This is a genomic window from Gilliamella sp. B2838 (genome assembly GCF_026536185.1).
Lineage (GTDB): Bacteria > Pseudomonadota > Gammaproteobacteria > Enterobacterales > Orbaceae > Gilliamella.
Genome location: NZ_JAFNOO010000005.1, coordinates 183767 through 191652, shown reverse-complemented (window position 1 = coordinate 191652; position 7886 = coordinate 183767). Strand labels below are relative to the sequence as shown.

Below are 7886 nucleotides of genomic sequence, written 5' to 3'. Positions count from 1 at the left end.
CTTCAATTTAAAGTTTGATGCTCAATAACTGTCTCTGACATATTCAAATGAATCTTCAGTGTCACTTATCAAGACTTAATTTTTTAGTCCGTAGACTTTTAATTCTTCGTCTCGCAAGTGCCCACACAGATTGTCTGTTTCTTCTTTTTAAAGAGCTGACAGCGTTAAATTTAACTAAACGTTTTGTTGTTTCAGTTTGCTGTCTCAAGGGTTGCGTATGTTACTCACTTCATTTGCCTACGTCAACCCCCAATTTTATAAATTTCAAATTTTTCTTATCGAGTGATTGCTTTTTAAGCTAAACGTAACTTTATAAGCTTATCGTGATTTGTTTTACTGCATTCTTCGCTTTACTAATCGCTTCCTCAACCGTTAGTGCTCTAGCAAGCGCAACACCCATTCTGCGCGTTGCTTTTACTTCTGGCTTACCGAATAAACGTAAATCTGTTTGTGGCTGACTTAATGCTTTATCTAAATTAGCAAAGGTAACTTGTTTAGAATCTCCTTCTACTAATAAAACAGCAGATGCACTCGGGCCATATTGTTCAATAACAGGAATAGGTAAACCAAGTATTGCTCGAGCATGCAGCGCAAATTCAGAAAGATTTTGTGATATTAACGTCACCATACCGGTATCATGTGGACGTGGTGAAACTTCACTAAACCAAACCTGATCACCTTTAATAAATAATTCGACACCAAATAAACCGCGTCCGCCTAATGCATCAGTTACTTTAGTTGCAATTTCCTTTGCTAACTTTAGTGCATTATCAGACATCGCTTGAGGTTGCCAAGATTCTCGATAATCACCTTTTTCTTGTCGATGACCAATTGGTTGACAAAATGAAACACCATGGATATGTCGAACAGTTAATAAAGTAATTTCATAATCAAAATCCACCAAACCTTCGATAATAACCTTACCCCCACCAGCTCGCCCGCCTGCTTGTGCATATGTCCATGCTAATTCAATGTCCTGATGATTACGTATCAGTGATTGTCCTTTTCCTGAAGAACTCATAACGGGTTTAACAAAACAAGGAAAACCTATCTCTTCAACCGCTTTTTTAAATTCATGTTCATTTATAGCAAATCGGTAAGGTGAAGTAGGTAGTTTTAGCTCTTCAGCGGCTAGCCGACGAATACCTTCTCGATTCATCGTTAGTTGTGTTGCTTTTGCTGTAGGAATAACTGTAAAGCCTTGCTGCTCTAATTCGACTAAAGTGTCAGTTGCAATTGCTTCTATTTCTGGAACGATATAATCAGGTTTTTCAGCTTCGATAACTTTTCTTAAAGCTTGGCCATCTAACATATTGATTACATGATAACGATGTGCAACTTGCATTGCTGGTGCATTAGCGTAGCGATCAACAGCAATAACTTCACAACCAAACCGTTGTAGCTCTATCACGACTTCTTTCGCTAATTCACCTGCACCACAAAGCATAACTTTAGTTGAAGTGGGTGATAACGGCGTTCCAATTGTAGCCATAATGTCCTCATACTCAGTTAACTATTTTTAATATTAATATCCTAAAAATAAAAAATCGGGAACAATATCCCGATTTTCTAATTATTATGCTTGATAAGGATCACGTAGAATCATGGTTTCACTACGATCTGGACCTGTTGAAATAATATCAATTGGGGTTTCAGTTAACTCTTCTATCCGTTTAATATAATTTTTTGCTGCTTGTGGTAACGCATCATAACTTTTAATACCAAACGTTGATTCGCTCCATCCTGGCATAGACTCATATACAGGTTTGACTAAACTCCAATCTTCAGCAGCAGCCGGTGCATTGTTAATCACATCACCATTAGGTAATTGATAACCAACACAGATTTTAACTTCTTTAAGGCCGTCTAACACATCAAGTTTAGTTAAACAAAAACCAGAAACTGAATTTAGTTGTACGGCTTTACGAACAGCAACCGCATCTAGCCATCCAGTACGACGACGGCGACCCGTTGTTGCACCAAATTCATTACCTTGTTTGCAAAGATATTCACCCACATCATCAAAGAGTTCTGTTGGAAATGGTCCTGCACCGACACGAGTAGAGTAAGCCTTAACAATACCTAGCACATAGCCAACATAACGTGGACCAAAACCTGATCCTGTCGCTACACCGCCAGCAGTAGTATTTGAAGAGGTAACAAAAGGATAAGTACCATGATCAATATCAAGTAATGTACCTTGTGCACCTTCAAACATGATTCTTTCGCCTTTCTTCCGAGCGTCTTCTAATAGCGTCGGAATATCTGCAATCATAGCCACTAAAATATCTGCAATCGCTAATGTGTCATCAAGGACTTTTTGATAATCAACCGCTTGAGCTTTGTAGTAATTGACTAATTGGAAGTTATGATATTCCATTACTTCTTTTAGTTTTTCAGCAAAAGCTTGGCGATCACGTAAATCACCAACTCGAAGTCCACGACGAGCGACTTTATCTTCATATGCAGGGCCAATACCTCGACCTGTGGTGCCTATCGCTTTACTACCACGTGCTTTTTCACGGGCTTGGTCTAATGCAATATGGTAAGGTAGAATTAAAGGGCAAGATTCAGATATCAGTAATCTGTCTTTAACCGGAATACCTTTATCTTCTAACGCTTTCATCTCTTTCATTAGCGCATCAGGGCAAAGTACTACACCATTCGCAATGATACTTATAACATCATGACGAAGAATACCTGATGGGATAAGATGTAATACTGTTTTTTCGCCATTGATCACTAACGTATGGCCAGCATTATGTCCACCTTGATAACGAACAACATATTTTGCTTTTTCTGTGAGTAAATCAACAACTTTACCTTTGCCTTCATCACCCCATTGCGTACCTAGCACAACAACATTATTACTCATAGACTATTACTCATTCTGTTATTTATTCGATTTTAGTTTCATGTATTGGAAAAATTCACTATCTGGGCTAATAACCATAACGTCATTACCAATAAAACTTTGTTCATAAGCTTTTAAACTTCGAATGAAGCTAAAAAATTCCATATCTTTACCAAAGGCATCAGCATAAAGTTTAGCTGCATTAGCATCACCTTCACCACGAATAATTCGTGATTGTCGTTCAGCTTCAGATAATATTTTTGTTGCCTCAAGTGTCGCTGCCGCTCTAGTTTCTTCCGCTTTTCTTACGCCTTCAAAACGTTTATCGCGGGCAATGACTTCTCGTTCTGCTCGCATTCTGGCATAGATAGAACCTGAAACTTCAGCAGGGAAATTAATCTGTTTAATACGTACATCAACGACTTCAACACCAAAAGCGCGTAGACTCGTTTTACTACTTTCGGGATCTTTTTCTGTATCTGCAACTAGTTTGTCTATTGGTGCATTATCAACAGAATCTTGATGTGTACCATTTAAAGCATCTTTTACTCGAATCATTAAAGAATTACGCGATTTAGTATCCGCATTCGAGTCATTAATAATGTCCTTATTACTCAGTTTACCAATTTCCGCTCTTAAACGACCATTTAGACGAGCAAGTAGTAAATCTTCAACATTATTGCCACCGGCAACTGTTTCATAATAGCGATTGAAGTCAACAATTTTCCATTGAACAAAATAGTCAACTATCAACTCTTTCTTTTGAACATTGAAAAAACGTTGTTCTTTACTGTTATTAGAACTATTGGTGGTTTGTATTTTAGCATCAATAACTTTAACACTATCAATACCTGGAATTTTAAAATGTAAACCAGGTTCGGATAATCCAATTATTTTATTAAATCTTAAAACAACACCACGGGTGCCTTCCTCAATAACATAAACACTTGAAAAAAACACACCGATTAAAATCAAAACTATAGGAATCAATAATTTACGCATATTCATTTTTCTCCTTATCGTCCCATAGTCCGCGTCGTATTGCTGGTAGAACTATTATTACGGGTTGTAGCACCATTTTGTGACTCTTTAGTTGGTTGAGGTGCACTTTTTATCGCATCAGAAGAGCTTGGCATATTAAAATTGTAATCACTGTTTTGATTTGGCAACGTAGTTGGTGTAGCCATTTTTTCGCTGTTATTTTTTAATAACTGCTCCAACGGTAACACCATTAAATTACCACTTTTATCATTCACAACAACTTTATTAGTTTTACTTAATATTTTTTCCATTGTTTCAATATATAAACGCTCTTTAGTGATTTGAGGGGCAGCCTTATATTGAGGTAATATTTTTTCAAAACGTGCAACATCACCAGCCGCTTCAAGTTCTACACGAACTTTATACGCATCAGCATCAGCTAAAATTCTTGCAGATTTACCTTCTGCTTGTTGCACTAACTGAACTTTATCTGCTTCAGCTTGTTTAATTTCACGTTCGCTATCACCTTGAGCACGAATAGCATCATCGTAAGCATCTTGCACTTCATCTGGTGGTCGAGCAACTTGGAAGTTCAAATCAACAATGTTAATCCCCATATCGTAATGCGTAATTACATTAACTAATTCATCTTTAGTACTGCTTTCAAGCGCAGCTCGTCCATCGGAAATAATCGCATCGATATTAGAACTTCCAACCGCTGTTCTTAAAGCACTATCAGCAGCTTGACGAAGACTATCCTCAACATTGGTTACATTAAATAAATATTTTAATGGATTGCTGATACGATACTGAACATTCATTTCAACAAAAACTAAATTTTCACCTGTTGTAACAATGAACCCTTGCACATTAAAATTTCGTGTTCCTTGGGTATCAACGACATAAACTTTGTCGATTAAGGTAGGTTTCCAATTCAAACCTGGTTGAATAATTTCTGGTTGAACCTGTCCAAAACGGGTAATCACACCTCGTTGACTTTGGTTGATAGTATAAAAACCACTTATTCCCCAAATCAGAATAAGCACAACAATGACTGCAATAACAATTTTTGAGCTATTCATCGATAATTTAATTTTTGATGAACCCCCATTATTATTGCTTGAATTACCTTTTTTTAATAGGTCTTTAATTTTATCTAAAAAACCACCGGATGAATTAGAAGGTTTTTTATTATTATTTCCCCATGGATCGTTATCTTGTCCGTTATTTCCGGGCTGATTCCACGCCATATTTTATATGCTCCATTTAACAATTAGTTGTTATTTTGCGTATTAATTAAGTATAACAGATCTGGCTCTTGTTTACAGAGGCGATTCCATTCAATTGACGGCATTCTCACATCAAGTTGAAAGCTACCATCTTCATTTATAATTTCATGTTCTACTGCATTTAGCTGATAAAAACGGCTTCTTAGCCTGACTAAATGAACAGGTAAGCTTAATTGACAAATTTGGATCTGTCTAGCAAGTCTTTCTTTTAATGCAGTAAATAGTAGATCTAATCCTAAACCATTTTGAGCAGAAATCCAAACACGAATAGGCATACCATTTTCGTCACGATCAATACAAGGCTGTTTACCTTCCATTAAATCTATTTTATTCATTACCATCAATGTTGGAATATCATGGGCATCTATTTCTAATAAAACCTCTTCTACAGCATGTATATTATCTAATAGGTTTGGATCGGATGCATCAATCACATGTAATAAAAGTGCGGCCTCTTGGGTTTCGAGTAATGTTGCTTTAAAAGCAGCAATAAGGTCATGAGGTAAATGACGAATAAATCCGACTGTATCGGCTAATACGACTTCGCCAACATCTTCAACATTAATGCGTCTTAAAGTCGGATCAAGCGTTGCAAACAATTGATCGGCAGCATAAACATCGGCATGCGTTAATGAATTAAATAGTGTTGATTTACCAGCATTAGTATAACCAACTAACGAGACAGTAGGTAGATCGGCTTTATTTCTTGATTGTCGATTTTGATTGCGCTGTTTTTCAACTTTAGCAAGCCTAGATAATATCAATTGAATACGATGACGAATTAAACGTCTATCGGTTTCTAACTGAGTTTCGCCCGGCCCTCTTAAACCAATTCCACCTTTTTGTCGTTCTAAGTGTGTCCAGCCTCGAACTAAACGCGTTGATAAATACTGCAACTGCGCTAATTCTACTTGTAACTTACCTTCATGAGTTCTAGCACGTTGTGCAAAAATATCTAAAATAAGCCCAGTTCGATCAACGACACGGCATTCACATAATTTTTCTAGGTTTCGTTCTTGGGTAGGAGTTAAGGTGTGATTAACTAAGATAACTGATGCGTCAAGCGCTTTAACTTTTTCGGCAATTTCAAGGGCTTTCCCTTCACCAATAAAATATTTAGCTTGTGGTGCTTTTCTTGAGGTTGTCACAATATCGAGAATCTCAATTTGAGCAGAAGAAACAAGTACTTCAAACTCTTTCAGATCCTCGATATCGCTTTCTTGAGGGAAGAATACATGGACTAATAAGGCAGATTCCCCGCCTTTATATCGCTCAAACAATCAGATTCTCCACTGAATTAATCAGCTTTCGCTTTCCTCTTCAGGTTGAGTCACCAATCCAGAGATAGATCTTGATGGTACAACTGTTGAGATGGCATGTTTATATACCATTTGGCTTACAGTATTTTTTAATAAAATAACAAACTGATCAAATGACTCAATTTGCCCTTGTAATTTAATACCGTTAACTAAATAAATGGATACAGGAATATGCTCGCGACGAAGCAAATTTAAATAAGGATCTTGTAATGACTGCCCTTTTGACATGAGTTTATCCTTTAAGATGAAAATAATAATATGAAGATAATATAATCGTACTTTTTAAAAATATTTAATTTAACTAAAACATAAAGTACTTATGTCTATTTACCAAAATAACATAAAAAACTCAGCTCTTGAACTGGTCAACAATAATTTATGCACAAATAACTAAAATTTTAATAAATTTACACTAATCAAACAAAAAAAAATACTAAAATATTATGTTAACCTAAAACTTTTTTACATTTTGAAAAAACAATTTCGAGGTAAAAAGTAAAGTAATAAAAAGTAAAAAATATTTTCAAACCTAAAAAAGCTGATCGAAAACCTTATCCATATTATCAGGATTTAACCATGTAACAGGTTGTTTCCAACCACGTAGCCAAGTAATTTGCCTTTTTGCTAATTGACGTGTTGCACAAATACCTTTAAACACCATTTCATCATAACTACTTTGACCCTCTAAATACTCCCACATTTGCCGATAGCCAACACAACGCATCGAAGGTAAATTTAAATGCAAGTCAGGTCGTAATTTTAGCGCTTTCACTTCATTTTCAAATCCTTGATCGAGCATCTGTAAAAAACGTTGTTCAATACGCTGATGTAACTCCGCGCGATCTGAAGGCATAATGGCAAACTGCATCACATCGTAAGGTAATGCTTCACCACTTTCTTGGGTAAGTTCGGTTAAACTCTTACCCGAAATTAAATACACTTCTAAAGCACGATTAAGACGCTGTGGATCGTTTGGATGAATTCTTTGAGCAGAAACAGGATCAACTTTTTTTAATTCTTCATGAATCACTTGCCAACCAAATTTATTGGCCTTTTCTTCTATTTGTTGCCGAATTTCACTGTTAGCTACAGGTAAAGGTGATAACCCTTCAAGCAACGCTTTAAAGTACAACATTGTTCCACCAACTAACAATGGAATTCGCCCTTTTTTTAGCGTTTTTTCAATTTCAATTAGAGCATCATGCCTAAAATTGGCGGCAGAGTAACTTTCTGCTGGATCACATATATCAATTAATTTATGTGGGTAGTTTAACTGCTCTTGTTTCGTTGGTTTGGCCGTACCAATATCCATATCACGATAAATCAGTGCTGAATCGACACTTATAATATCAATTGGATAACGTTCATAAAGGGCCATTGCAAATGCGGTTTTACCTGAAGCCGTTGGCCCCATTAATGAAATAACTTTTGCTTTATTCATAG

7 protein-coding genes are annotated in these 7886 nt (G+C 36.2%); all 7 read right to left on the bottom strand.

Going from position 1 to position 7886, the window contains the following annotated elements; all coding sequences use genetic code 11:
* Positions 1-310: 310 nt before the first annotated feature.
* Positions 311-1492: a formate-dependent phosphoribosylglycinamide formyltransferase gene (gene purT / locus J3U63_RS07665; protein ID WP_267333974.1), complete on the bottom strand. Its 1182-nt coding sequence runs from the start codon at positions 1490-1492 to the stop codon at positions 311-313.
* 84 nt (positions 1493-1576) lie between these two features.
* Positions 1577-2875 carry an adenylosuccinate synthase gene (locus J3U63_RS07660; RefSeq protein ID WP_267333975.1) on the bottom strand — a complete coding sequence of 433 codons (1299 nt, stop codon included), beginning with the start codon at positions 2873-2875 and terminating at the stop codon, positions 1577-1579.
* A gap of 18 nt (positions 2876-2893) precedes the next feature.
* The gene (gene hflC / locus J3U63_RS07655) at positions 2894-3856 is read right to left on the bottom strand and encodes a protease modulator HflC (RefSeq protein ID WP_416379602.1); all 963 of its coding nucleotides are present in this window, start codon (positions 3854-3856) and stop codon (positions 2894-2896) included.
* A 14-nt stretch (positions 3857-3870) separates the two neighbouring features.
* Positions 3871-5085 (bottom strand): FtsH protease activity modulator HflK, encoded by a 1215-nt coding sequence (gene hflK / locus J3U63_RS07650; protein ID WP_267348570.1) that lies wholly within the window; start codon positions 5083-5085, stop codon positions 3871-3873.
* A 23-nt stretch (positions 5086-5108) separates the two neighbouring features.
* Positions 5109-6404, bottom strand: coding sequence for a ribosome rescue GTPase HflX (gene hflX / locus J3U63_RS07645; protein WP_267333978.1), 1296 nt, complete (start codon positions 6402-6404; stop codon positions 5109-5111).
* Between the two features lie 21 nt (positions 6405-6425).
* Positions 6426-6671: an RNA chaperone Hfq gene (gene hfq, locus J3U63_RS07640; protein ID WP_065633726.1), complete on the bottom strand. Its 246-nt coding sequence runs from the start codon at positions 6669-6671 to the stop codon at positions 6426-6428.
* A gap of 301 nt (positions 6672-6972) precedes the next feature.
* Positions 6973-7884 (bottom strand): tRNA (adenosine(37)-N6)-dimethylallyltransferase MiaA, encoded by a 912-nt coding sequence (miaA, locus tag J3U63_RS07635; protein ID WP_267371174.1) that lies wholly within the window; start codon positions 7882-7884, stop codon positions 6973-6975.
* Positions 7885-7886 lie beyond the last annotated feature (2 nt).

What these genes read in the sequence shown, in the direction of transcription:
- J3U63_RS07660 (WP_267333975.1), bottom strand. Translation starts at nt 2,875, where the DNA reads ATGAGTAATAATGTTGTTGTGCTAGGTACGCAATGGGGTGATGAAGGC.
- hfq (WP_065633726.1), bottom strand. Translation starts at nt 6,671, where the DNA reads ATGTCAAAAGGGCAGTCATTACAAGATCCTTATTTAAATTTGCTTCGT.
- miaA (WP_267371174.1), bottom strand. Translation starts at nt 7,884, where the DNA reads ATGAATAAAGCAAAAGTTATTTCATTAATGGGGCCAACGGCTTCAGGT.
- hflC (WP_416379602.1), bottom strand. Translation starts at nt 3,856, where the DNA reads ATGCGTAAATTATTGATTCCTATAGTTTTGATTTTAATCGGTGTGTTT.
- purT (WP_267333974.1), bottom strand. Translation starts at nt 1,492, where the DNA reads ATGGCTACAATTGGAACGCCGTTATCACCCACTTCAACTAAAGTTATG.
- hflK (WP_267348570.1), bottom strand. Translation starts at nt 5,085, where the DNA reads ATGGCGTGGAATCAGCCCGGAAATAACGGACAAGATAACGATCCATGG.